This window comes from Streptomyces xanthophaeus (genome assembly GCF_000725805.1).
Classification (GTDB): domain Bacteria; phylum Actinomycetota; class Actinomycetes; order Streptomycetales; family Streptomycetaceae; genus Streptomyces; species Streptomyces xanthophaeus.
This window is the reverse complement of sequence record NZ_KL647132.1, coordinates 421,173-445,142: the sequence shown is the minus strand read 5'-3', so window position 1 is coordinate 445,142 and position 23,970 is coordinate 421,173. Positions and strand designations below refer to the sequence as shown.

17 protein-coding genes are annotated in these 23,970 nt (G+C 72.0%); 8 read left to right on the top strand and 9 right to left on the bottom strand.

The window, feature by feature from the left end:
* The first annotated feature begins 65 nt into the window (after positions 1–65).
* The gene (gene glnA / locus IO30_RS0131375) at positions 66–1,475 is read left to right on the top strand and encodes a type I glutamate--ammonia ligase (RefSeq protein ID WP_031148608.1); all 1,410 of its coding nucleotides are present in this window, start codon (positions 66–68) and stop codon (positions 1,473–1,475) included.
* 153 nt (positions 1,476–1,628) lie between these two features.
* On the opposite strand, the gene IO30_RS0131370 is transcribed toward glnA, so the two are convergent.
* Entirely contained in the window at positions 1,629–3,593 is a 1,965-nt protein-coding gene (locus tag IO30_RS0131370; RefSeq protein WP_051902678.1) for a serine/threonine-protein kinase, read from the bottom strand.
* Positions 3,594–3,967: 374 nt separating this feature from the next.
* On the opposite strand from IO30_RS0131370, the gene IO30_RS46505 reads away from it, so the two are divergent.
* Complete coding sequence (locus IO30_RS46505; RefSeq protein WP_031148604.1) at positions 3,968–4,507, top strand: hypothetical protein; 540 nt, start codon at positions 3,968–3,970, stop codon at positions 4,505–4,507.
* Positions 4,508–4,585: 78 nt separating this feature from the next.
* On the opposite strand, the gene IO30_RS0131360 is transcribed toward IO30_RS46505, so the two are convergent.
* The gene (locus IO30_RS0131360; RefSeq protein WP_031148603.1) at positions 4,586–5,239 is read right to left on the bottom strand and encodes a TetR/AcrR family transcriptional regulator; all 654 of its coding nucleotides are present in this window, start codon (positions 5,237–5,239) and stop codon (positions 4,586–4,588) included.
* Between the two features lie 88 nt (positions 5,240–5,327).
* On the opposite strand from IO30_RS0131360, the gene IO30_RS0131355 reads away from it, so the two are divergent.
* A complete protein-coding gene (locus IO30_RS0131355) occupies positions 5,328–6,098 on the top strand; it encodes an SDR family NAD(P)-dependent oxidoreductase (protein ID WP_031148600.1) in 771 nt (256 codons plus the stop codon).
* Between the two features lie 8 nt (positions 6,099–6,106).
* Here IO30_RS0131355 and IO30_RS0131350 read toward each other — a convergent pair whose 3' ends face one another.
* The 6 genes from IO30_RS0131350 to IO30_RS0131325 all read right to left on the bottom strand — a co-directional run bounded on the left by IO30_RS0131350 (position 6,107) and on the right by IO30_RS0131325 (position 15,488).
* The gene (locus tag IO30_RS0131350) at positions 6,107–6,625 is read right to left on the bottom strand and encodes a DUF4240 domain-containing protein (protein WP_031148598.1); all 519 of its coding nucleotides are present in this window, start codon (positions 6,623–6,625) and stop codon (positions 6,107–6,109) included.
* Between the two features lie 119 nt (positions 6,626–6,744).
* A complete protein-coding gene (gene aceE / locus IO30_RS0131345) occupies positions 6,745–9,429 on the bottom strand; it encodes a pyruvate dehydrogenase (acetyl-transferring), homodimeric type (protein WP_031148596.1) in 2,685 nt (894 codons plus the stop codon).
* Positions 9,430–9,648: 219 nt separating this feature from the next.
* A complete protein-coding gene (locus tag IO30_RS0131340) occupies positions 9,649–10,272 on the bottom strand; it encodes a GntR family transcriptional regulator (RefSeq protein ID WP_031148594.1) in 624 nt (207 codons plus the stop codon).
* Between the two features lie 150 nt (positions 10,273–10,422).
* Positions 10,423–12,207, bottom strand: coding sequence for a 2-oxoglutarate dehydrogenase, E2 component, dihydrolipoamide succinyltransferase (sucB, locus tag IO30_RS0131335; protein ID WP_031148592.1), 1,785 nt, complete (start codon positions 12,205–12,207; stop codon positions 10,423–10,425).
* A 53-nt stretch (positions 12,208–12,260) separates the two neighbouring features.
* Positions 12,261–13,649 carry a dihydrolipoyl dehydrogenase gene (gene lpdA / locus IO30_RS0131330; RefSeq protein WP_031148590.1) on the bottom strand — a complete coding sequence of 463 codons (1,389 nt, stop codon included), beginning with the start codon at positions 13,647–13,649 and terminating at the stop codon, positions 12,261–12,263.
* A 300-nt stretch (positions 13,650–13,949) separates the two neighbouring features.
* Positions 13,950–15,488: a leucyl aminopeptidase gene (locus IO30_RS0131325; RefSeq protein WP_031148588.1), complete on the bottom strand. Its 1,539-nt coding sequence runs from the start codon at positions 15,486–15,488 to the stop codon at positions 13,950–13,952.
* A 357-nt stretch (positions 15,489–15,845) separates the two neighbouring features.
* Between IO30_RS0131325 and IO30_RS0131320 the strand changes: the two genes are divergently transcribed.
* From IO30_RS0131320 to IO30_RS0131300, 5 genes are all read left to right on the top strand, one after another.
* On the top strand, positions 15,846–17,873 hold the full coding sequence (locus IO30_RS0131320) for a hypothetical protein (RefSeq protein ID WP_051859738.1): 2,028 nt from the start codon (positions 15,846–15,848) through the stop codon (positions 17,871–17,873).
* Positions 17,874–18,002: 129 nt separating this feature from the next.
* Positions 18,003–19,616 (top strand): GT4 family glycosyltransferase PelF, encoded by a 1,614-nt coding sequence (gene pelF / locus IO30_RS0131315; RefSeq protein ID WP_031148585.1) that lies wholly within the window; start codon positions 18,003–18,005, stop codon positions 19,614–19,616.
* Positions 19,613–21,211, top strand: a complete 1,599-nt coding sequence (locus tag IO30_RS0131310) for a hypothetical protein (RefSeq protein WP_308443106.1) — start codon at positions 19,613–19,615, stop codon at positions 21,209–21,211. Before pelF ends, IO30_RS0131310 begins: the two co-directional genes overlap by 4 nt.
* A gap of 40 nt (positions 21,212–21,251) precedes the next feature.
* Positions 21,252–21,914: a spherulation-specific family 4 protein gene (locus IO30_RS0131305; RefSeq protein WP_031148582.1), complete on the top strand. Its 663-nt coding sequence runs from the start codon at positions 21,252–21,254 to the stop codon at positions 21,912–21,914.
* Complete coding sequence (locus IO30_RS0131300) at positions 21,911–22,747, top strand: endo alpha-1,4 polygalactosaminidase (RefSeq protein ID WP_051859737.1); 837 nt, start codon at positions 21,911–21,913, stop codon at positions 22,745–22,747. Before IO30_RS0131305 ends, IO30_RS0131300 begins: the two co-directional genes overlap by 4 nt.
* Positions 22,748–22,775: 28 nt before the next feature.
* Here the strand turns inward: IO30_RS0131300 and IO30_RS42310 are convergent, their stop codons facing one another.
* Positions 22,776–23,960: a sensor histidine kinase gene (locus IO30_RS42310; protein ID WP_107066947.1), complete on the bottom strand. Its 1,185-nt coding sequence runs from the start codon at positions 23,958–23,960 to the stop codon at positions 22,776–22,778.
* Positions 23,961–23,970 lie beyond the last annotated feature (10 nt).

The window sequence follows — 23,970 nt, the reverse complement described above, 5'->3', positions numbered from 1 at the left end:
CGCACTGACGCACCACGAGCTATAAAACCCGTCCCTGCCCCGGGGCCGGGAGTAGGAGGAGTTGGATGTTCCAGAACGCCGACGAAGTGAAGCAGTACATCGAGGAGAACGACGTCAAGTTCGTTGACGTCCGCTTCTGCGACCTGCCTGGTGTGATGCAGCACTTCACCATCCCGGGGCGCGCGTTCGACCCGAACGAGGAGCTGGCCTTCGACGGCTCCTCGATCCGCGGCTTCCAGGCGATCCACGAGTCCGACATGGCGCTGCGTGCCGACATCAGCACCGCGCGTCTGGACCCGTTCCGCAAGGACAAGACGCTCAACATCAACTTCTTCATCCACGACCCGATCACGGGCGAGGCCTACAGCCGTGACCCGCGCAACATCGCGAAGAAGGCCGAGGCCTACCTGGCCTCGACCGGCATCGCCGACACCGCGTACTTCGGCCCCGAGGCCGAGTTCTACGTGTTCGACAGCGTGCGCTTCGCGACCACCGCGAACGAGAGCTTCTACCACATCGACTCCGAGGCCGGCGCCTGGAACACCGGTTCCGAGGAGAACAACCGCGGCTACAAGGTCCGCTACAAGGGTGGTTACTTCCCCGTAGCCCCGGTCGACCACTTCGCCGACCTGCGTGCCGAGATCTCCCTGGAGCTGGACGCGCAGGGCCTCCAGGTCGAGCGCCAGCACCACGAGGTCGGCACCGGCGGCCAGGCCGAGATCAACTACAAGTTCAACACGCTGCTCGCCGCGGCCGACGACCTGATGCTCTTCAAGTACATCGTGAAGAACGTCGCCTGGCGCAACGGCAAGACCGCGACCTTCATGCCGAAGCCGATCTTCGGTGACAACGGCTCGGGCATGCACGTGCACCAGTCGCTGTGGGCCAACGGCGACCCGCTGTTCTACGACGAGGCCGGCTACGCGGGCCTGTCGGACACCGCCCGCTACTACATCGGCGGCATCCTCAAGCACGCCCCGTCGCTGCTGGCGTTCACCAACCCGACGGTGAACTCCTACCACCGCCTGGTGCCGGGCTTCGAGGCGCCGGTCAACATGGTGTACTCGCAGCGCAACCGCTCCGCCGCCATGCGCATCCCGATCACGGGCTCGAACCCGAAGGCCAAGCGCGTCGAGTTCCGCGCGCCGGACCCGTCCTCGAACCCGTACCTGGCGTTCGCGGCGCTGCTGCTCGCGGGCCTCGACGGTGTGAAGAACAAGATCGAGCCGATGGAGCCGATCGACAAGGACCTCTACGAGCTCTCGCCCGACGAGCACGCGAGCGTCCCGCAGGTCCCGACCAGCCTGGAGGACGTCCTCAAGGCCCTCGAAGAGGACCACGAGTACCTCCTGGCCGGCGGTGTCTTCACCCCGGACCTGATCGAGACCTGGATCGACTACAAGCGCACGCACGAGATCGCCCCGATCGCGCAGCGTCCGCACCCGCACGAGTTCGAGCTCTACTTCGACCTCTAGCCAACGGCGCTGACCTGCGGCTCCCCGCTACGGCGGGCCGCAGGGGCAGGCGCTTCACGGTCGTGCACACCACGGGCCGTACCCCACTCCTGCGGAGCGGGGTACGGCCCGTCGGCGTTGGCGTCGGCGCGCCGGGTGTCCGGGCGGGCGGTGTCAGTCCGGGCAGGTGCCGACCGTGGCCCAGCGGAGGTACTCGTCGGTGCCGGCGGTGTCCCGGACGAGGACGGCGTACCGCGTGAACGGCCAGTCCGCCGACCGGCCGGCTTCCGCGGTCAGTCCCGTGCAGGCGTGGGCGGCGGCCTCGCGGGCCCAGGCGCCCCGGGTGGCCGCGTCCCACCGGGGCTCGGTCGCCCACACGTACATGGTGCGGCTGCCGGGGTCGAAGCCGACGCTCATGGTGTCGTGGCCGATCCGGTCGTGGCCGGCCCCGCCGTTCCAGGACGTGATGATCGTCGTGGCGATCCTGTGGGCGACGCGGATCTGGTCCGGGTCGCGGGAGGGGATCACGGCGGTGAGCATGCCCGCCGAGCCGGGGTACCAGTCGGCGGCCCGCCCCTCCCCGGGAGCGGCGGCGCGATCGGTCAGGGAGGTCGAGCAGGACGGGTTGGCGCGGAAGTCGTCCGACCACACCACGGCCGGGCCGCCCTCGCGTTCCGTGTCCACCACCACGTACGTGCGGTACGGGAGGTCCGGATAGGCGGTGCTCAGGTCCCGCAGGCCCAGGCAGGCGAGCTCGGCGATGTCGTGGACCGCGCCCTGGTCGAGTTCCTGCCCGCTGAGGGCGACGTAGACCTCGCCCCGGGGCCGGTGGAAGGTCAGGGCCCGGTCCTGGTCGGGATGGGCGACGGGGTCCAGCCAGGGTCCCGTCCCCATGGACGGACCCGCGTCGTTCTCGGCCGGCGTCTGCGCCGCGCGGGCCTGGCGCCAGGTCGCGATGCTGGGGGAGTCGTCGGCCGCGGGCGACGCCCCGGTCCCGGCTCCGGCCTGCGTGCCGGACGGCGGGGCGGACGGCGGGGCGGCCGTTGCCCGGCCCGTGCCGGTCGGGGCGGGGGGCGGCGCGGAGTGGCCCGCCCGCTCCTGCCGGGTCTCCGGGGACAGGGCGAGGAGGCCCCCGGCGAGAGCGCCGACGAGGGCCGCACCGATGCCCACGGTGAGCAGCGGGCGCCGCCGCGGCCGGACCGGCGGGCCCTGCCAGGCGGGGTCGTCCAGGGCGGGCAGGTCCCACTGCGCGGCGACGGGATCTCCGGCCGTGGTGGGGGTGGAGGTGAGGAGCTGGGTGGTCTGGGAGGCCAGCAGCGCCGTGCACTGCCCGGCGGCGTCCTCGCTCGTCAGCCGCCCCTCCGGCTCCTTGGCCAGGGCGCGCACCAGGAGCGTCAGGAGCGGGCCGGGAACGCCGTCGAGGTCGGCCTCGCCGGACATCACGCGGAAGGCGACCACGTCGGGCGCCCCGGTGCCGAAGGGCAGCCGTCCGGTGGCCGCGTAGGAGACGAGGGCGCCCCAGGCGAACATGTCGCCGGGCGGTCCGGCGGTGCCCGTGCGGTAGTGCTCGGGGCTGATCCAGCCCGGTGTGCCGGTCATGACCCCGGTACGGGTCACGGACGTCCCGTCGGCGGCGTGGGCGATGCCGAAGTCCAGGACGCGGGGTCCCGCGGGGCTGAGGATCACGTTCTGCGGCTTCACGTCCCGGTGGACGACTCCGGCCCGGTGGATGGCGGCCAGCGCCTGGGCGGTGCCCGCGGCGAACGCGTACAGGTTCCCGCCCGCCAGGGGCCCGTGGACGGCCAGGTGCTGGTCCAGGGTCGGGCCGGGCGCGTAGGCGGTGGCCAGCCAGGGGGCGGGGGCGTCGGGGTCGGCGGCGAGCAGGGGTACCAGGCAGGGCCCGGTGACGCGCGCGGACAGCTGCACCTCGCGCCGGAAGCGGGCCCGGAACTCGGGGTTCTCGGCCTGCGCGGTACGGATCACCTTGACCGCGACCCGCTGTCCGCCGGCGTCCAGGGCGGCGTGGACGGTGCCCATGCCGCCCGCGCCGAGACGGCCGATGATGCGGTACGGGCCGATGCGGGCGGGATCGCCGGGAAGGGCGGGCCGTACCCGTCCCGCGGGGCCGACTGTGCTCACGTTCCATCCCCCCCGTGTCGCCGGGCGGCGTGGAGCGGCCACCCGGGCCTGGATGGTACCGAGTTGGTGCGGTCGGCGCCGGGCCGTCTCATGGTCCGGCGTCTCTTCGGCCCCCTCCGTCGGCCCGCGTGCGCGTCCGACGCCACGTGACGGTTCCGTGCACGGAACGTGCGGGCGGCCGCCGGATCCGGCTTGCTTCCCCGGCCTCGGCCCGGGCCGCTACGGAAAGGGGATCATGCCTGGTGGGAGGCCTTGTATCGGGCTCCGCGGGGGGTGGCGGGGGGCCGTTTCGCTTTGACAGGGCGGCGGGGGCGGGTGAGGGTGGAAATGACCTAAACGCCTAATAAGCGAGACATGTTCGGAGGTGCATGAAAATGCGCCGTAGGATCGTTGCGGCAGTCCTGACAGGGGCCGCAGGAGTCGCGATCGGCCTGCTGCCGGTCGCGGGCGCCTCGGCCGCGACCGTCACCGGTGGCGGTGGCGGCGGCGGCAACTGGAGGTGCTCCGAGAACTGGAACGGGCGCTGGGACGAGTGCTGCAACCGGGACTGGCGCGACCGGCCCAGCTGGTGCTGGGACGAGGGCGGGGTCGGCGGAAACGGCGGCAACTGGCGCGACCACAACTGGAACAACTCCAACTGGCGTGACAACAACTGGCACGACGCCAACTGGAACGACTCCGGCCGCGGTGGCAACGGCGACTGGGGCAACAACGACTGGGGCAACGGCCGCGGTGGCAACGGTGACTGGAATAACGGCGGTGGCGGCAACGGCGACTGGGGTGGCGGCCGCGGCGGCAACGGCAACGGTGACTGGGGCGGCGGCGGAGGCGGCGGCAACGGTGACTGGGGCGGTGGCGGCGGTGGCGGCGGCAACGGTGGCTGGGGTGGCGGCGGAGGCGGCGGCGGCCGCTGAGGCCCGCCCGCACCCGTAGGACACGTCAGAACCGCAAGGACCCCACGATCGCGGACCGATGCCCTTGCTGCGCCGGACTCAGCGCAGCAAGGGCATCGCGCCGGTCAGGTCGCGCAGGCAGCGCACCGCGAGTTCGGCGGGGGAGCCGGGGCCCGACACCGGGGCGTCCGTGGCCGACCAGAGTTCCAGGGAGATGCGGATCGCGTCCGTGGCCGCCGCGGCGAGCAGGCGGACGGCCAGCGCGTCGGCGTCCGGTCCGGCCAGCCGGGACACCACCGGGACCAGGCGCTCCTCGGAGTCCTGGTTCACCCGGTACCAGACCGCGCGCAGGGCCTCGTCGGTCGTCGCCGCGCGCAGCAGCCCGCGGGTCACCTCCAGGCCCTCGGCAACCGCCTGGGGCCCGCTCAGCGAGCGGGTGACGGCGCGTTCCAGCGCTTCCGTGAGCGGGGTGCCGGGGTCCTCCTCGGCGAGCAGTGCGCGCCAGGCGTCACCGCCGCCCGCGAGCAGCGGGGCCACCGCCTCCTGCTTGTTGCGGAAGTAGCGGTAGAACGTGCGCAGCGCCACGCCCGCCCGGTGGGCGATGTCCTCGGCGGTGGTGCCGTCGGGGCCGTGCTCGGCGAAGAGCTCGCACGCCGCGCGGGCGATGTCGAGCTGGGTGGCGGCCTTGCGGCGCTCGGTCAGCGACTGGGTTCCGGGGCCGGCCTGGGGAGAGTACGGACGTGGGGATCTCACGAGGTGAAGCGTACCCCTCGCGCGCGCAGCTGATTGCACGCTTTGACGCTCTGGCAAAACGTGTCATCCACTCGGTACTCTCACCCCCATGAACCGTTACGAAGGACGTCGCGTCCTCATCACCGGCGGCGGATCCGGCATCGGCCAGGCCACCGTCCACCGCATCCTCGCCGAAGGCGGCCGCGTCCACACCGTGGACGTCAGCGAGTCCGGCCTCAAGGCGACGGCCGAGCGGGCCGCCGCCGACGGGCACGCGGACCGGCTGACCACCGCCCTCCTCGACATATCCGACGAGAGCGCGGTGCAGGCCGGTGTCCCCGCCGCCGTCGGAATCCTCGGCGGACTCGACGTACTCGTCAACGCCGCCGGCATCCTGCGTTCCGCGCACACCCACCAGACGACGCTGGACTTCTGGAACAAGATCATCTCGGTCAACCTCACCGGCACCTTCCTGATGATCCGCGAAACCCTCCCGGCGCTGTTGGAGGGCGACCAGCCCGTCGTCGTGAACTTCAGCTCCACCTCGGCGTCCTTCGCCCACCCCTACATGTCGGCCTACGCGGCCAGCAAGGGCGGCATCCAGTCCATGACCCACGCCCTGGCCGCCGAGTACAGCAAGCAGGGGCTGCGCTTCGTCGCCGTGGCGCCCGGCTCCATCGAGTCCGGCATGACCACCGGCACCGGCCCCGGCCTGCCCGAGGACACCGACTGGTCGCTGTTCACCAAGCTCGCCCCGGCCCTCGGCCAGGGCTTCGCCGGCCCGCAGACCGTGGCCGGCGTGGTCGCCATGCTGGGCTCCGAGGACGGCGCCTTCATCACCGGTACGGAGATCCGCATCGACGGCGGCACCCACTACTGAGCCGCCGGTCAGTCCCGGAAACGGTCCCAGAGCCGGGGGAAGCGCTCCGCGAGCACGCCTTCGTTCTCGAAGTCCAGCGGGGTGCCCTCCGGCTCGGCCGGCTGGAGCGGCACCCCGAGGTCCGGCGCCACCGAGCCGGTCAGCTGCTCGTAGGCCTCGTCGGCCGCGTACCCGAGCTCCTCGCCGTCCCCGTCGATCTCCTCGTCGAACTCCCCCAGCAGCTCCGCCAGCTGGTCGGGGTCGTGCACACCGCCCTCGAAGACCTCCCGGCCCTGGCCGATCAGCCAGCAGCGGAAGTAGTCGAAGGCGTCGTCGCTCGCGCCGTCGAGCAGCACCCAGGCGGCGCCCCACAGGTCCCAGGTGTACGCACGGTTGTACCGCGACTCGAAGTGCCGGGCGAAGTCCAGGACGGAGTCCGGGTCCAGCTGCGCCAGCCGTTCCACGAGCAGCTCGGCATGCTCCTCGGGGTCGCCCTCGGCGGCCTCGCGGGTACGGTCGACGATCTCCCAGAACTCCGTCTCGTCCATCACGGCTCCAGCATCACGGGTCCGCCCCCGCGCCGCCACCGCGCACACGGCGAAAGGCCGGTGTCCGACCCCGTTGGCGGGGTGGACACCGGCCTTTCGCCGTGTGCGGTGCTCAGAACTCAGAGGCCGTAGCGCTCGCGGGCTTCCTTGATGGAGGACGCCGGCACCTCGCCGCGGCGGGCGAGCTGGGCCAGCGCGGCCACCACGATCGACTGGGCGTCGACACCGAAGTGACGGCGGGCGCCCTCACGGGTGTCGGACAGGCCGAAGCCGTCCGTACCCAGCGAGGTCCAGTCCTGCTCCACCCACTGGCTGATCTGGTCCGGGACCTGACGCATCCAGTCGGAGACGGCGAGGACCGGGCTGGTGACGCCCTCCAGCGCGCGGGTGACGTACGGGGTGCGCACCTCGCCGCGCAGCAGTGCCTCGTCGCACTCCAGCGCGTCGCGCCGCAGCTCGCCCCAGGAGGTGGCGGACCAGACGTCGGCGGCCACGTTCCAGTCGGCGGCGAGGAGCTTCTGCGCCTCGAGCGCCCAGTGGATCGCCGTACCGGAGGCCATCAGCTGGATCTTCGGGGCGTCGGCGGCCGGGGCCGCCTCCGCGAGGTCGGCCGCCGTGTTGAAGCGGTAGAGACCCTTGAGGATGCCCTCCTCGACGCCCTCGGGGATCGCGGGCTGCACCTTCGGCTCGTTGTAGACCGTCAGGTAGTAGAAGACGTCTTCCGGCTTCTCGCCGTACATCCGGCGCAGACCGTCCTTGACGATCACCGCGATCTCGAACGCGAAGGCCGGGTCGTAGTTGAGCGACGCCGGGTTCGTGGACGCGATCAGGTGCGAGTGGCCGTCCGCGTGCTGCAGGCCCTCACCGGTCAGCGTGGTGCGGCCGGCGGTGGCGCCGACGATGAAGCCCTTGCCGAGCTGGTCGGCGAGCTGCCACATCTGGTCGGCGGTGCGCTGCCAGCCGAACATCGAGTAGAAGATGTAGAACGGGATCATCGGCTCGCCGTGCGTCGCGTACGACGTGCAGGCGGCGATGAAGTCGGCCATGGCGCCGGCCTCGGTGATCCCCTCGTTGAGGATCTGGCCGTCCTTGGCTTCCTTGTAGTACATGAGCTGGTCGCGGTCGACCGGCTCGTACGTCTGGCCCAGCGGCGAGTAGATGCCGGCCGACGGGAAGAGGGACTCCATGCCGAAGGTGCGGGCCTCGTCGGGGACGATCGGCACCCAGCGCTTGCCGGTCTCCTTGTCCCGCATCAGGTCCTTGACGAGGCGGACGAAGGCCATGGTGGTGGCCATCTCCTGCTTGCCGGAGCCCTTGAGCAGCGGGGCGAAGGAGCGGTCCGCCGGGGCGGGCAGGGCCACGTGCTTGACCTTGCGGGCCGGGGCGGGGCCGCCGAGGGCCGCGCGGCGCTCGTTCAGGTACTGGACCTCGGGGCTGTTCGCGCCCGGGTGGCCGTACGGGACCTGGCCGTCGGCGAAGGCGCTGTCCGGGATCGGCAGGCCAAGGAGGTCACGCATGTCCTTGAACTCGTCGATCGTCAGCTTCTTCATCTGGTGGTTCGCGTTCTTCGACTCGAACCCGGCACCCAGCGTGTAGCCCTTGACGGTCTGCGCCAGGATGACCGTCGGCGCGCCCTTGTGCTCCAGGGCGGCCTTGTACGCGGCGTAGACCTTGCGGGGCTCGTGGCCGCCGCGGGAGCTGTGGAAGCACTCGGCGATCTTCGCGTCGGAGAGCACACCGGCCAGCTGCACGAGCTCGGCGTCGGCGCCGAAGAAGTGCTGGCGGATGTAGGCCACGTCGCGGGTCGCGTACGTCTGGAACTGCGCGTCCGGTACCTCGCGCAGGCGGCGTACCAGGGCGCCCGTGGTGTCGAGCTGGAACAGCTCGTCCCAGGCGGAGCCCCACAGCGACTTGATGACGTTCCAGCCGGCGCCGCGGAACTGGGCCTCCAGCTCCTGGACCACGCGGAAGTTGGCGCGGACCGGACCGTCGAGGCGCTGCAGGTTGCAGTTGATGACGAAGGTCAGGTTGTCGAGCTGCTCGCGGGAGGCGAGGGCCAGGGCGGCGGTCGACTCGGGCTCGTCCATCTCGCCGTCGCCCAGGAAGGCCCAGACGTGCGAGTTGGCGGTGTCCTTGATGCTCCGGTTCTGCAGGTAGCGGTTGAAGCGCGCCTGGTAGATCGCGGAGAGCGGGCCGAGGCCCATGGAGACCGTGGGGAACTCCCACAGCCACGGCAGGCGCCGCGGGTGCGGGTAGGACGGCAGGCCGTTGCCGCCGGACTCCTGGCGGAAGTTGTCGAGCTGCTGCTCGGAGATCCGGCCGTCGAGGAAGGCGCGGGCGTAGATGCCGGGGGAGGCGTGGCCCTGGATGTAGAGCTGGTCGCCCGATCCGTCGGCCTCCTTCCCGCGGAAGAAGTGCTGGAAGCCGGTCTCGTAGAGCCACGCGGCGGAGGCGAAGGTGGCGATGTGGCCGCCGACGCCGTACTTGGAGCCGCGGGTCACCATGGCGGCCGCGTTCCAGCGGTTCCAGGCGGTGATCCTGGCTTCCATCGCCTCGTCACCGGGGAACTCCGGCTCCGCGGCGGTGGGGATGGTGTTGACGTAGTCCGTCTCCAGCAGCTTCGGCAGCGCGAGGCCGGCGGCCTCGGCGTGCTGGAGCGTGCGGCGGAGCAGGTATTCGGCGCGGCGCGTACCGGCGGCCTGGGCGACGGCGTCGAGGGAGGCCGCCCATTCGGCGGTCTCCTCGGTGTCGCGGTCCGGGAGCTGGTCGAGCTCGCTCGGAAGCTTTCCTACGGGGTCGGACATCGGTGTGCGCCGCCTTCCGGACAAAGGAGAGGTGGTGAAAAAATCCCTGACGGGCAGGACAGGGTCGTTGGACCTGGTTGAGGTCCGCACCGACTGTAAATCGCTGATCGATGATCGATCAAACAAATGTGGCGAGAAAATGTCGAAGTGACGAAAGTCGGCACCGCGTGCCAGGAAACAAGGCACGCAGTGCCGGTCAAACCAGGGCAAAGAGCCGGGTCAGGCGCGGGGTGCGCAGCCCAGCACGTGCCGCTTCACCAGCAGACCGATGTCCGGATCCTGATTGCGGAAGGCGTCGACGAGGGCCTCGTGCTCCTCGGCGTAGGACTTCTGGACCGTTCCGAGCCAGCGGATGGACAGGGCCGTGAACACCTCGATGCCCAGGCTCTCCCAGGTGTGCAGCAGCACGCTGTTCCCGGCCGCCCGGACCATCTCCCGGTGGAAGCCCACCGTGTGCCGCACCTGGGCCGTGCCGTCCTCGGTGCGGTCGGCCTCCCACAGGGCCGCGACGTGCGGCTCCAGGGCCGTGCAGTCGGCCGCCAGCCGGGGCGCGGCCAGCTCCGCCGCGATCTGCTCCAGGCCCGCCCGGACCGGGTAGATCTCCTCCAGGTCCGCGGCCGAGAGGTTGCGTACGCGCACGCCCTTGTTCGGCGCCGACTCGATCAGCCGCAGGGTCTCCAGCTCGCGCAGGGCCTCGCGCACGGGCGTCTGGCTGACTTCCAGCTCCACGGCGATCCGGCGCTCCACGATCCGCTCGCCGGGCTTCCAGCGTCCGCTGACGATCCCCTCCACGATGTGCTCGCGGATCTGCTCGCGCAGCGAGTGCACGACGGGTGGGGTGATCATCGGGGCTTCATCTCCTGATGGCTGGGCAGGTCGCGCGGGGCCTGATGCGTAGACAATACGGCGGCGCCCCCGTCCGGAAGTATTCCGGACGGGGGCGCCGACGGTGAGGCTGGTTACAAGCCGACCGTGTTCAGGTCGTGCAGGCCCTTAGAGACCGAGCTCGACCTCGAACTCGCCGGCCTCGAGGATCGCCTTGACGGCCGAGAGGTACCGGGCCGCGTCCGCGCCGTCCACCAGGCGGTGGTCGTAGGACAGGGTCAGGTACGTCATGTCGCGGATGCCGATGTTCGTGCCCTCGGCGGTCTCGATGACCACCGGGCGCTTGACCGTGGCACCGATGCCCAGGATGGCGACCTGGTTCGGCGGCACGATGACCGTGTCGAACAGCGCACCGCGCGAGCCGGTGTTGCTGATGGTGAAGGTCGCGCCCGACAGCTCGTCCGGCGTGATCTTGTTGCCGCGGACCTTGGCGGCCAGATCGGCGGTCGCCTTGGAGATGCCCGCCAGGTTGAGGTCACCGGCACCCTTGATGACCGGGGTCATCAGGCCCTTCTCGGAGTCCACGGCGATGCCGATGTTCTCCGAGTCGAAGTAGGTGATGGTGCCCTCGTCCTCGTTGATCCGGGCGTTGACGACCGCGTGGGCCTTCAGCGCCTGGGCAGCGGCCTTGACGAAGAACGGCATCGGGGACAGCTTGACGCCCTCGCGGGCGAGGAAGCCGGCCTTGGCCTTCTCGCGCAGCTTCATGATCTTGGTGATGTCCACCTCGACCACGGAGCTGAGCTGCGCCTGCGAGTGCAGGGCCTTCATCATGTTGTCGCCGATGACCTTGCGCATGCGGGTCATCTTGACCGTCTGACCGCGCAGCTCGGACACCGCGGCGGCCGGGGCCTTCGCGGCCGGAGCGGCAGCAGCCGGCGCCGGAGCGGCGGCAGCGGCCTTGGCGGCCTCGGCGGCGGCCAGGACGTCCTGCTTGCGGATACGGCCACCGACACCGGTGCCCGAGACCTGCGACAGGTCGACGCCGGACTCCGAGGCGAGCTTGCGCACCAGCGGGGTCACGTACGCGGCCTCGTCACCGGCGAACGCCGGGGCGGCCGGGGCAGCGGCCGGAGCCGGGGTCACCGGAGCCGGAGCGGCCACCGGGGCGGCAGCCTGGACCGGAGCCGGAGCCGGAGCCGGAGCCGGAGCGGGGGCCGCGGCCGGAGCCGGAGCGGCGACCGGGGCCGGAGCGGCGACCGGGGCCGGAGCCGCCGGGGCAGCGACCGGGGCCGGGGCCGGGGCGGCGGGGGCCGGGGCGGCCGCGGGGGCGGCACCGGCAGCGCCGATGACGGCCAGAACGGCGCCGACCTCGGCGGTCTCGTCCTCACCGATCCGGATCTCCAGCAGCGTGCCGGAGACCGGCGCCGGGATCTCGGTGTCGACCTTGTCCGTGGAGACCTCGAGCAGCGGCTCGTCGGCCTCGACGGACTCGCCGACCTGCTTCAGCCAGCGGGTGACGGTGCCCTCGGTGACGGACTCGCCCAGGGCGGGGAGCACGACATCCGTACCGGCGGCAGCCGGAGCGGCAGCGGCGGGGGCCTCGGCTGCCGGGGCGGGGGCCGCGGGGGCCTCCGCGACCGGGGCCTCGGCGGCCGGGGCCTCGGCAGCGGCCGGCTCGGCGGCCGGAGCCGCAGCCTCGGCCGGGGCGCCGGAGCCGTCGTCGATGACGGCCAGCTCGGCGCCGACCTCGACGGTCTCGTCCTCGGCGACCTTGATGGAGGCCAGGATGCCGGCGACGGGCGAGGGGATCTCGGTGTCGACCTTGTCGGTCGAGACCTCGAGCAGCGGCTCGTCGGCCTCGACGCGCTCGCCCTCGGCCTTCAGCCAGCGGGTGACAGTGCCCTCAGTGACGCTCTCGCCGAGCGCCGGAAGGGTTACGGAAACCGACATGGTTTCTGTTGCTCCTTACGAAAGTGCGGAAGTGGTCGTCGCGCCCGAGACGATTAGTCGTGGGAGTGCAGCGGCTTGCCGGCCAGGGCCAGGTGGGCCTCGCCGAGCGCCTCGTTCTGGGTCGGGTGCGCGTGGATGAGCTGCGCGACCTCGGCCGGCAGAGCCTCCCAGTTGTAGATCAGCTGGGCCTCTCCGACCTGCTCGCCCATCCGGTCACCGACCATGTGGACGCCGACCACGGCACCGTCCTTGACCTGGACGAGCTTGATCTCGCCCGCGGTCTTCAGGATCTTGCTCTTGCCGTTGCCCGCCAGGTTGTACTTCAGGGCCACGACCTTGTCCGCACCGTAGATCTCCTTGGCCTTGGCCTCGGTGATGCCGACGGAAGCGACCTCGGGGTGGCAGTAGGTGACGCGCGGGACACCGTCGTAGTCGATCGGGACGGCCTTGAGGCCGGCCAGACGCTCCGCGACCAGGATGCCCTCGGCGAAGCCGACGTGCGCGAGCTGGAGGGTCGGGACGAGGTCACCGACGGCCGAGATGGTCGGCACGTTGGTCTGCATGTACTCGTCGACCAGGACGTAGCCGCGGTCCATCGCGACGCCCTGCTCCTCGTAGCCCAGGCCCTGCGAGACCGGACCGCGGCCGATGGCGACCAGCAGCACCTCGGCCTCGAAGGTCTTGCCGTCGGCCAGCGTCACGCGGACGCCGCTCTCGGTGTACTCGGCCTTGTCGAAGAAGGTGCCGAGGTTGAACTTGATCCCGCGCTTGCGGAACGCGCGCTCCAGCAGCTTCGAGCTGTTCTCGTCCTCGACCGGCACGAGGTGCTTGAGGCCCTCGACGATGGTGATGTCGGTGCCGAAGGACTTCCACGCGGAGGCGAACTCGACGCCGATGACGCCGCCGCCGAGCACGATCGCGGACTGCGGGACGCGGTCCAGCACCAGCGCGTGGTCGGAGGAGATGATGCGGTTGCCGTCGATGTCCAGGCCCGGCAGCGACTTCGGCACGGAGCCGGTCGCCAGCAGGATGTGGCGGCCCTGGATGCGCTGGCCGTTCACGTCGACGGAGGTCGGCGAGGAGAGGCGGCCCTCACCCTCGATGTAGGTCACCTTGCGGGAGGCGACCAGGCCCTGCAGGCCCTTGTACAGGCCCGAGATGACCTCGTCCTTGTACTTGTGCACACCCGCGATGTCGATGCCCTCGAAAGAGGCCTTGACACCGAACTGGGCGGCCTCGCGGGCCTGGTCCGCGATCTCGCCCGCGTGCAGCAGAGCCTTCGTGGGGATGCAGCCGTTGTGCAGGCAGGTGCCGCCGAGCTTGTTCTTCTCGATCAGGGCAACGTCCAGACCCAGCTGGGATGCGCGCAGAGCTGCGGCGTAACCGCCACTGCCACCGCCGAGGATCACTAGGTCGAAAACGGTGCTGGCGTCGTTCGCCACGTCACGTCCTCCATGCATGTGCGCCGGGCACCGGTCCTCTGTGACCGGGCGGCGGCTGGTAATCGGCCGCTAGTTCTTCGGCCCTGTGGTGGGGGCCCTGTCCTGCCGAGAACCCATCTTCGCATTTGTCGGGGGAACGCGGGACGCCGGGCCCACGATGTGGCAGGTCGTTCTGCCCGAAGCGGGGGTTACCAGTGCGTAGAAACCTACGGATTTCGTTGTCGGTGAACATGCCTCAAGCCCCGATCGAGTGGACGACCAGGGCTTGAGACATGTCACATCCAGCGGACCGGGGCTGCGTCAGCCCAGATCGCCCGTGGCCGTGCGCTCGGCCAGGCGCACCAGGGTACGCACGGCCGAGCCGGTGCCGCCCTTGGGGGTGTAGCCGTACGGGGCACCCTCGTGGAAGGCCGGACCGGCGATGTCGAGGTGGGCCCAGGTGATGCCCTCGCCGACGAACTCGCGCAGGAAGAGGCCGGCCACCAGGCCGCCGCCCATCCGGACACCCATGTTCGCCATGTCGGCGGTGGGGGAGTCCATGGTCTTGCGCAGCTCCTCGGGGAGCGGCATCGGCCAGGAGGCCTCGCCGACCTCCTCGGCGATCTCGTGCAGGGAGGTGCGGAAGGCGTCGTCGTTGGCCATGACGCCGAAGGTGCGGTCGCCCAGCGCCAGCACCATCGCGCCGGTCAGGGTGGCGACGTCGACGATCGCGTCCGGGTTGTCCTCGGAGGCCTTGGTCAGCGCGTCACCCAGGACCAGACGGCCCTCGGCGTCGGTGTTGAGCACCTCGACGGTCTTGCCGCTGTACATGCGCAGCACGTCACCCGGGCGGGTGGCGGAGCCGGAGGGCATGTTCTCGGCGAGGGCGAGCCAGCCGGTGACGTTGACCCGAAGGCCCAGCTTGGCGACCGCGACGACGGAGGCGAAGACGGCGGCGGCGCCGGCCATGTCGCACTTCATCGTCTCGTTGTGGCCGGCCGGCTTCAGGGAGATGCCGCCCGAGTCGTAGGTGATGCCCTTGCCGACGAAGGCGAGGGTCTTCTCCGCCTTGGGGTGGGTGTAGGACAGCTTCACCAGGCGCGGCGGGTTCTCGGAGCCCTTGCCGACGCCCATGATGCCGCCGTAGCCGCCCTTGACCAGGGCCTTCTCGTCCAGGATCTGGACCTTGACGCCGTTCTCCTTGGCGGTCGCGGACGCGACGGCGGCGAAGGCCTCGGGGGTGAGGTCGTTCGGCGGGGTGTTCACGAGGTCACGGGCGACGTTGACCTCGGTCGCGACGACCGAGGCGCGCTCGGCCGCGGCCTTGTGCTCCTTGTCGCGCGGCTTGGCGCCCAGCAGGGCCACCTCGGCGAGGGGCTGCTTGGGGCCGGCGTTCTTGTCACCGTTGCCGGACTTCTTCTCGCCGCCCTGGTAGGCGGTGAAGGCGTAGGCGCCCAGCAGTGCGCCCTCGGCCACGGCGGTGACGGCGGAGGCGTCGTCCAGGGGGAGGGCGAAGGCGGCCTTCTTGCGGCCGTGCAGCGCACGGGCCGCAGCGCCGGCCGCGCGGCGCAGCACCTCCTCGTCGAAGGACTCGTCGTCCTCGGGGGCGGAACCGAGCCCGACCGCCAGCACGACGGGAACCTTGAGGCCGGCCGGGGCCGCCAGCTTGGTGATCTCGCCTTCGGCGCCCGAGGCTCCGAGGGCGTCGAGCACGGCGGCGAGCTTTCCGTCGTACGCCTTGTCCACGGCCTCGGCGCCCTGGGCGACGACGAGGCCCTTGGGGCCCTTCGCCACGCCGACCACGAGGGCATCGGCGCGGAGCGTCGCCGCGCCGGCAGTGCTGAGAGTCAGAGCAGTCACGGTGGTGAAGTCTCGCTTCCGTTTGTGTGTGCGGGGCTGCGGTCACGTCAGGGTCGCCGGCCGCTCCGCAGCGATCGTAATCCGGCCCGTCGGCCGCCAGAAATGAGCCTACGCGTACGTACTCGTCCGTACGTCACTCGAAGGTTTGGCAAGTTGTTCGATCAAGGGGCCAGCAGGTTCACCCATCTGTGTCCTCTGCTCCAGGTTTGCCTCGTAGACCTGACGAGGTCCGAAAGACTCGGTCCACTCTCGCAAGGGGACGCGGGGTTCCTTTGCATGATTTCCACAGAGCCTCCCCGGCCAGGCCTACCGCCAAAGGGCCGGAGTCGAGGGACGCCTGCGGGGGGAAAGGCCGAAATGGTCAACAAGAACCGGATGAACAGGATCGCCGCCGCATGCGCCGCGGCGGCCCTGATCTCCGTCGCACTGCCCGCCGCGTCCGCCCACGCGGCCACGGCGCCACGCATCGACCTGAAGGTGCTCGTCGTCGACGACGGCGGCAGCTCGGTCGAGGCGATCACCGCGGAGCTCCGCGACACCGGGGTGCCCTACACCCGGGTGCAGCTGGGCAGCAGCAGCCGCCCGGTGATCAACGCGGCCTACCTCAGCGACACCGTCGACGGCCGCCCGCGCGCCAAGTACCAGGGCGTCGTCCTGCCGAACGAGAACCCCTTCGGCGAGGGGTCCGCCGAGATGGCCGCCCTCACCGCGTACGAGACGACGTACGGGATCCGCCAGGTCGACGCCTACACCTGGGCCCACCCGGGGGTGGGGCTCGAGTACACGGACAACGGCGGGTACAGCGGCCAGCTCGACGGCACCCAGGCCGCGGTCACCCCGGCCGGCAAGGCGGGCCCCTTCGCCTACCTCGGCGGACAGGTCGCCTTCGAGGACAATTCCGCGCTCGTCCCCGAGAGCTTCGGGTTCATGGGCAAGCCGCGGGCCGGCTACACCAGCTACCTCGACGCCCCCGTCGGCTCCGGGCGGGCCTCGCTCGTCGGCGAGTACACCCACGACGGGCGCAGCGAACTCGTCGTCACCTTCGGCTACAACCAGTACCAGCAGCAGTTCCGGCTGCTGGCCCGCGGCATCGTCGACTGGCTCACCCAGGGCGTCCACCTCGGCCAGAGCCGCAACTACTTCGCGGTCCACGTCGACGACGTCTTCGCCCCCGACGCCCGCTGGAACAAGGAGCTCAACTGCACGCCCGGCGACTACGCCTGCGCGGGCGGCGAGGGCCTGGAGAGCACCATCCGGATGACGGCCGCCGACGCCCAGTACGCGGCGCAGTGGCAGACGTCCAAGAACTTCAAGCTGGACATGCTCTTCAACGCGGGCGCGGGCGAGGAGTGGAAGGCGGAGAACGGCGGCACCGACGCCCTCACCGCGCAGCTGGTGGCCGACCGGGCCAAGTACCGCTGGATGAACCACACCTACACGCACCCGTTCCTCGGCTGCGTCCAGGACACCACCACCTCCCCGTGGACCTGCAAGAAGAACGCCCAGGGCGCGATCCAGTACATGAGCCGCGCGGAGATCTCGGCGCAGATCCGCGACAACAACAACTGGGCCGCTGCCAAGGGCATCACCACCGACCGCACCGAGCTGGTCACCGGTGAGCACTCGGGCCTCAAGACCAACCCGCAGCAGCCCCAGGACAACCCCAACCTGGCCGGGGCGCTGGCCGACAACGGCGTGAAGTGGGCGGGCAGCGACAACTCCCGCGAGCCCGCGCAGCGCGCCCTCGGCGCCGCCCTGACCGTCCCGCGCCACCCGATGAACGTGTACTACAACACGGGCACCAACGCCGAGATGGCCGACGAGTACAACTGGATCTACACCAGCCGCGCCCACGGCGGCAGCGGGATCTGCGAGGACAACCCGGGGACCTCGACCTGTCTGCCCGCGCCGGTGGACGCCACCACCGGCTACCTCGACTACATCGTCCCGCAGGAGGCCCGCACGGCCCTGCGCCACGTGCTGGCCAACGACCCCCGGCCGCACTACGTGCACCAGTCCAACCTCGCCGAGGACCGCACCCTGTACCCGGTGCTCAACCAGGTCCTCGACACCTACCGGGGCCTGTACGCGCCCAGCGCACCGATCGTCAACCAGAGCATGAAGGACACCGGCGTCGAACTCAGCCGCCGCGCCGCCTGGGACAAGGCGATCGCCGACAACAAGGTGACCGCCTACCGCATCGGCACGGCCGTCACCGTCAAGGCCCCGTCCGGCGTCCTGGCCCCGGTCACCGCACCCACCGGCACCAAGAAGCAACTCCTGCTCGGCACCGCCGACTTCGGCACCGCCTACGCGGGCACCCGCTCCACCTGGACCGGACCGGAGCTGCTCCAGAGCGCCGTCACGCTGCGCCTGCCCAGCTGAACCACCCGGAGGGCCCGCCGGACCGGCCACAGCCAGGCCTCCGGCAGGCCTCCACCAGTACCACTAGCGCCGGCGCTCCGCGAAACCCACGGGCGCCGGCCCCTTTTCCGTCCTGGGGGGACACACCGTATGAGTCATGGGCGTCACGTCACCATGCTCACCGAAGGCACCTACCCGCACGTCCACGGAGGCGTCAGCACCTGGTGCGATCAACTGGTCCGCGGCATGCCGGAGGTGGACTTCAACGTCATAGCCCTGACCGGCTCCGGACGCGAGCCGGTCACCTGGGAACTCCCGCGCAACGTCTACCGCCACACCGCCGTCCCGCTCTGGGGCCCGCCTCCGGCCTCCGCCGGCCGGCTCCCCTTCGGCCGCGGCCGCCGGACGGCCCTGCGGGGCAAGGCCCTCCGCCGCTTCACCGAGGTCTACGAGGCCTTCCTGCTGGCCCTGCTCACACCGCCGGGCGACCCCACCGGCCCATCAGGCCCCACCGGCCCCGCCGCCCCTTCCCGCCCCGGCTTCTCCGAGGCCCTGCGCGAACTGGCGCTCCTGGCCCGGGCCGGGAAACTCGCCCCCGCCCTGCGCTCCGAGTCCGTCCTGCGCCTGCTGATGACCGTCTGGACCCGCCCCGGCCTCGTCACCGCCGACGCGGCGCCGACCATCCACGACGCCCTCACCGCCACGGACCTGCTGGAACACGCTCTGCGGCCGCTCACCGTCCGCATCCCGCCCGACAGCGTCGCGCACGCCGTCAGCAGCGGCCTCGCCACCCTCCCGGCCCTCGCCGCCAAGTACCTCGACGGCGTCCCCTTCCTCCTCACCGAGCACGGCATCTACCTGCGCGAGCGCTACCTCGGCTACCGCACGGCCGAACAGCGCTGGCCCGTCAAGGCCCTCATGCTCGGCTTCTACCGCGAGCTCAACACCGAGGGCTACCGGCAGGCCGACCTGATCACCCCGTGCAACCAGTACAACCGCCGCTGGGAAGAGCGCGGAGGCGCCGACTCCGAGCGCATCCGCACCGTCTACAACGGGGTCGACCCGCACGCCTTCCCCGACGCCGGACCCGAACCCGAGGTGCCCACCCTCAGCTGGTGCGGACGCATCGACCCCATCAAGGACCTCGAAACCCTCATCCGCGCCTACGCGTTCATGCGCGAGGAACTGCCCGCCCTGCGACTGCGCCTCTTCGGGCCCGTCCCGGCCGGCTGCGAGGGGTACAAGCTCCGCCTGGAGAAGCTCGCCGCCGAACTCGGGGTGTCCGACGGGATCACGTACGAGGGCCGCATCGAGCAGGTCGCCAAGGCGTACGCGGCCGGCACCGTCGTGATGCTCTCCAGCATCAGCGAGGGCTTCCCCTTCAGCATCATCGAGGCCATGTCCTGCGGCCGCACCACGGTCTCCACCGATGTCGGCGGCGTGCGCGAGGCCGTCGGCGACACCGGCCTGGTCGTCCCGCCGCGCGAACCGGAGACCATGGCCCGCGCCACCCTCGCCCTGCTCCGCGACGGCGAACGCCGCGCCGAACTCGGCCGGATGTCGCGCAGGCGGGTGGTGGAGAAGTTCACCCTGCACCAGTCCGTGGACGGCTTCCGGCACATCTACCGGGAACTCGCCGGCCAGCCCGTCCTGCCCGTCCACGAGGGCGACGCCTGGACCCAGCGGCTCGCCGCCCCCTGGTACCGCGAACTCGCCGCCCTGGGCCGTCCCCAGGCGGACGCCGCCGAAGGAGGTGCCTGGTGAGCGGATCGCTGTGGCTGCGGGGGCCCGACCAGGGCGGCGTCCGGGTGCCCGCCGGCCACGCGGCCGCCGGGCGCCGCGGCACCGCCCCGCCGCCGGGTGCGGGACCCGTCACCCTGCCCGGCATCCCCCGGCCGCGCCGCGAGGGCCCGGCCGCGGACCCGATGGACGAACTCGCCGAGCGCCTCGACGGGTTCGTCGCCGCCGCCGTCCACCCGGACGAGATCGCCGCCGTCCTGGAGTCCGACGGCATGACCGACGAGTACATCCGGCTCACCTACGGCCGCCACGACTCCTTCGCGCTCGCCGAGGAGCTCTACGCCCGGGTGCCGCGCGCCTTCCCCGAACCCGTCGACGTCCCCGACCCCTGGAAGGTCTCCCTCACGGCCTGCCTGCTGCGCGGAGTGATCTTCGCGCTGCCCGGCCTGGCCTACGTGCTCGGCGCGCCCCTGCTCGAAGGCCCGCCGGACCGGCTCGGCCTGCCCGCCGGGACGCTGACCCTGCTCGCGGGCGCCCTCATCGGCTGGGTGTGGGACCAGACCCTGTCCCACCGGGCCTATTCCTGGCTCGGCCTCGGCGACCGGGCCGCCGCCGGACGGACCCTGCTCCTCGGCGCCCCCGCCGGATCCCTGCTGGGCACCGCCGCCGCGCTGGCGGTGCCCGGCGGACCGCCGTTCTCGTACGGCTTCGCCGCCGGACAGGCGCTCTACGTCGGGGCCGCCACCGTCCTGCTCGTCCTCGGCCGCGAACGCGTCCTGCTGTGCGCACTCGCCCCGATGGCCGCGGGAGCCGTGCTCGCGCTCTTCGTGGACCTGCCCGTGCCGGTACGGGTGACCCTGCTCGTGGTGTCCCTGATCGCCGCCTGCACCCTGGCCGTACGGGAGCTGCCGCTCGCCGAGGGGCTGCGCAGGGCCGCGCGCCGCATCCGCGGCTGGGCCGATCGGCAGGCCCTCGAAGGTCCGGTCCGCTGGCAGATGCTGCGCGGCGCCGAGGAGGAGAGGCGCCCCCGCGGACCCCGGCTCGGGGACTCCGTTCCCTACGGGGTCTTCGGCCTCGGCACCGGCCTGCTCGTCCTGTACGCAGCCCTCGGGGAGGTGCTCGCCGGAGGCCCGGCCGAGGCGGTCGCCGCCCCCTCGGCGGTGGCCCTGACCCTCAGCATGGGCCCCGCCGAATGGCTCCTGCACCGGTTCCGCAGCGGCAGCCTGGCCGGCCTGCGGGCGGCCCGCTCGCCGCAGGCGTTCTGGCGCCGGATGCTCGTCACCCTGACCCGCTGCCTCGCCGTGTACCTGACGGTGCTGCTGGCCCTGGGCCTGACCGGCACCCTGCTCTGGCCGGACGCCCCGGGCCTCACCGCGGTCCGCGTCGCCACGCTGCTGCTGCTCGGCACGGTGATGTGGACCGGGCTGCTCCTGCAGTCCTTCGGGGCGGTCCGGCCCGCGGCCGTGGTCTGCGCCTCCGCCGCGGTGGCGCAGAGCCTGGCCCTGCTGACCGGGCTGGGGCAGCCCCGGCTGGTCCAGCTGGTGGTGGCCGGCACGGCCGCCGCCGCCCTGGCCGCACTGGTCTGTCTGCTCCTCGGCCGTGCGACCGCGCACCGCTGACCCTACGGTTCTGACGAGAACGCACGAGAAGAAGGACGTCATGCTGCTGGTGCCCCTCTACGAGCACCCCGCCGACCGGCCCGACGCCTGGGAAAGGCTCATCAGCGCCGCGGGCCGGCTGCACTCGGTGGTGCTCAACCCCGACAGCGGGCCGGGCGAGGCCCCCGACGAACGGTTCGCACGGGTCGCCGAGCGGCTGCGCGAGGCCGGGGTGCCCGTGCTGGGATACGCCGACACCGACTACGGGCGGCGCCCCCACGCCGCGGTGGTGCAGGACCTGCTGCGCCACCGCGACTGGTACGGCACCGACGGGGCCTTCCTCGACCAGGCCGCCTCCGGCCCCGAACTGCTGCCGCACTACGGGCGCCTCGCGGTCGCGGCCCGCGCCGCGGGCGCCCGCACCCTCGTCCTCAACCACGGGGTGCACCCGCACCCCGGCTACGCCGCACTCGCGGACCTGCTCGTCACCTTCGAGGGACCCTGGGACGCCTACCGGGACGCGGCCGAGGCGCCCTCCTGGACCGCCGACCATCCCGCCCAGCGGTTCTGCCACCTCGTCTACGCCGTCCCGCCCGGCGAGTCCGCGGCCGAACTCGCCGAGGAACTGGCCACCCAGCGCGGCGCCGGGGTGCACTGCGCGGTCCCCGGGACCGGCGCGCACCCGTGGGGGACCCTCCCGTACGCCCTGGAGACGGCGGGATGAACCGTTTCCGCGCCCGCCTGCGCGCCCGTACCCCGCTGCTGCTCCTCCTGCCGCTGCTCCTCCTCGCCGCGTGCACGGCCGAGCCGGAGCCGGAGGAGGAGGGGCCCGGTCCCTGGCCCGACCAGGCGCCGGGGGAGCGCTGGCAGCCCCGGCCCGGGACGGGCTGGCAGTGGCAGCTCACCGGGAAGCTCGACACCTCCGTGGACGTGCCCGTCTACGACGTCGACGGGTTCACCACCACCAAGGAGCAGGTCAGCGCCCTGCGGAAGGCCGGCCGCAGGACGATCTGCTACCTGTCCACCGGGGCCTGGGAGGACTTCCGCCCCGACGCGGACGCCTTCCCGAAGGACATGCTCGGCCGGGGCAACGGCTGGGAGGGCGAACGCTGGGTGGACATCCGGCGGCTCACCGAGCTGGAGCCGCTGATGGCCAAGCGGTTCGACATGTGCCGCGACAAGGGCTTCGACGCGGTGGAACCCGACAACATGGACGCCTACCGCAACACCTCGGGCTTCCCGCTCACCGCCGGGGACCAGCTCGCGTACAACCGGCTGGTCGCGAAGCTCGCCCACGACCGGGGCCTGGCGGTCGGCCTGAAGAACGACCTCGACCAGATCCCCGAGCTGGTCGGCGACTTCGACTTCGCGGTCAACGAACAGTGCGCCGAGTACCGGGAGTGCGAGCGCCTGACCCCCTTCATCGAGGCGGGCAAGGCGGTGTTCCACGTGGAGTACGAACTGCCGGCGTCCCGGTTCTGCGCGCACGCGCGCGAACTGAAGCTGAGCTCCCTGGAGAAGAAGTACGAACTGGGGGCCTGGCGCAAGGCCTGCTGAGCCGCGCGGCAGCGGCCGGTCAAGCCGGTCAGGCCGGCAGGATCGCGTGGACCCGGTAGCCGCCGCCGTACCGGGGCCCCGCGAAGCAGGACCCGCCGAGGGCGGTGGCCCGCTCGCGCATGCCGAGCAGGCCGTGCCCGCCGCCGGACTCGGCGGGTTCGGCCGGCTCCGGGTTCCCGTCCGCGGCGGAGCCCCCGTCGTCCAGTACGGTCACCTCCACCGAGGCGCCGACCCGCACCACGCTGACCTCGGCCCTGGCCCCCGGACCCGCGTGCTTGCGCACATTGGTCAGCGCCTCCTGGATCACCCGGTACGCCGCCAGGTCCACGGCCGCGGGCAACGCGGGGTCCGCGGAGCCCAGCTGGAGCATCACCCGCACCGGCAGACCGGCGTGCAGGAAGGTGTCCACCAGCTCGTCGAGCACGGCCAGCCCGGGCGCGGGCTCGGTCGGCGCCTCCGGGTCGCCGGACTGCCGCAGCAGCCCCACCGTGGCCCGCAGTTCGTTCAGCGCCGACCGGCTGGCGTCCCGTACGTGGGCCAGGGCCTCCTTGGCCTGGTCGGGCCGCTTGTCCATGACGTGTGCGGCCACCCCCGCCTGAACGTTGACCAGGGCGATGTGGTGGGCCACCACGTCGTGCAGGTCCCGGGCGATCCGCAGCCGTTCCTCGGCGACCCGCCGACGGGCCTCCTCCTCGCGGGTCCGTTCGGCCCGTTCGGCCCGCTCCCGGATGGCGTCGACGAAGGCCCGCCTGCTGCGCACCGCGTCCCCGGCCGCCGCCGCCATCCCGGTCCAGGCGAAGATCCCGAGGTTCTCCTGCGCGTACCAGGGCAGCGGTCCGGCCAGCATCGCCACGCCCGTCAGCCCCGCCATGGTCAGCAGCCCGATCCGCCAGGTCGTGGGCCGGTCGGTCAGGGCGGCCACCGTGTACAGGGCGATCACCGTGCACATCGCGACGGGCGCCCGTGGCTCCCCGGTCGTCAGCTCCAGCAGCGAGAGCCCGCAGGTCACGGCGAGCACGGCGCGCGGCTGCCGCCGCCGCAGCACCAGGGCGGAAGCGCCGAGCAGCATCAGCAGCAGGGAGAACGGCTCGGGCGTGCGGGTCCCGAAGGTGGGCCCGTGCGGCCCGTGCGGATCGGCGAAGGAGCCGACCACCATGGCGACGAGGGCCCCGAACGCCAGCACGGCATCGGTGGCCAGCGGATGGGTCCGCATCCACTGCCGG

What these genes read in the sequence shown, in the direction of transcription:
- glnA (WP_031148608.1), top strand. Translation starts at nt 66, where the DNA reads ATGTTCCAGAACGCCGACGAAGTGAAGCAGTACATCGAGGAGAACGAC.
- IO30_RS46505 (WP_031148604.1), top strand. Translation starts at nt 3,968, where the DNA reads ATGCGCCGTAGGATCGTTGCGGCAGTCCTGACAGGGGCCGCAGGAGTC.
- IO30_RS0131355 (WP_031148600.1), top strand. Translation starts at nt 5,328, where the DNA reads ATGAACCGTTACGAAGGACGTCGCGTCCTCATCACCGGCGGCGGATCC.
- IO30_RS0131350 (WP_031148598.1), bottom strand. Translation starts at nt 6,625, where the DNA reads ATGGACGAGACGGAGTTCTGGGAGATCGTCGACCGTACCCGCGAGGCC.
- aceE (WP_031148596.1), bottom strand. Translation starts at nt 9,429, where the DNA reads ATGTCCGACCCCGTAGGAAAGCTTCCGAGCGAGCTCGACCAGCTCCCG.
- sucB (WP_031148592.1), bottom strand. Translation starts at nt 12,207, where the DNA reads ATGTCGGTTTCCGTAACCCTTCCGGCGCTCGGCGAGAGCGTCACTGAG.
- IO30_RS0131320 (WP_051859738.1), top strand. Translation starts at nt 15,846, where the DNA reads ATGGTCAACAAGAACCGGATGAACAGGATCGCCGCCGCATGCGCCGCG.
- pelF (WP_031148585.1), top strand. Translation starts at nt 18,003, where the DNA reads ATGAGTCATGGGCGTCACGTCACCATGCTCACCGAAGGCACCTACCCG.
- IO30_RS0131305 (WP_031148582.1), top strand. Translation starts at nt 21,252, where the DNA reads ATGCTGCTGGTGCCCCTCTACGAGCACCCCGCCGACCGGCCCGACGCC.
- IO30_RS0131300 (WP_051859737.1), top strand. Translation starts at nt 21,911, where the DNA reads ATGAACCGTTTCCGCGCCCGCCTGCGCGCCCGTACCCCGCTGCTGCTC.
- IO30_RS42310 (WP_107066947.1), bottom strand. Translation starts at nt 23,960, where the DNA reads ATGCGGACCCATCCGCTGGCCACCGATGCCGTGCTGGCGTTCGGGGCC.